The organism is Bacillus sp. Nf3 (assembly GCF_003028545.1).
Taxonomy (GTDB): Bacteria; Bacillota; Bacilli; order Bacillales; family Bacillaceae; genus Bacillus; species Bacillus safensis.
The window spans coordinates 1-634 of record NZ_PYUA01000053.1 but is presented as its reverse complement, the minus strand read 5'-3'; the positions used below and the strand labels follow the sequence as shown (position 1 = coordinate 634).

General features: G+C 68.8%; 1 protein-coding gene. It reads right to left on the bottom strand.

Annotated elements, in window-relative coordinates; all coding sequences use genetic code 11:
• Positions 1–158 precede the first annotated feature (158 nt).
• On the bottom strand, positions 159–634 hold a 476-nt coding region (locus C9414_RS20810; RefSeq protein WP_107164301.1), incomplete at its 5' end, for an energy transducer TonB.

Genomic DNA, 634 nt, shown 5'->3' with positions numbered 1-634 from the left:
GTGTGTCGAATGAAGGTTCTCGTGGGTGGTGGCAGTCATCGCAAACTCCTTCCGTCAATTGACGACGTGCAGAGTGTTGCCCGAGCCGCCGTGCGGAAGTGTCAGTGCTGCGTCAACACCACCGGCAGGGTTCAGTTTGCCTGCCGGACTACATTCAGTTACTGGGTCTTGAAGTCGAACGGCACTTCAATGCTGCCCGGAACGGGCTGGCCATTGCTGTGTGCCGGGGTGAAGCGCCAGCGGCGCACGGCATCGGTGGCGGCACGGTCGAGCTCGCGTGAACCGCTGCGCTGGATGACGGTGGCGTTGTTGGGATAGCCGGTGGCGTCCACATCCACGCGTACCACCACGCTGCCCGTCTCTCCGGCGCGCAGGGCAGCGGCAGGGTAGGTCGGCGGTGGCGACTGGCCGGCAATCGGCATCGGCTGGCTGTTGGCGGCCACGGCGGGCGCCGGACCCGTGGCGGCCGGGGCTGCTTCGGCCACCGGGGCCGGCGGCGGCGGGGCGGTTTCCACCAGCTTCGGCGCTTCTTCTTCCACCGGCGCCGGTTTGGCATCGGGCATGTCGCTGGACCCGGCGGCGGCGGCCAGCGGTTCCGGCAGCGGTTCCACCTGGGCGGTCTCCTGCGGGGTCT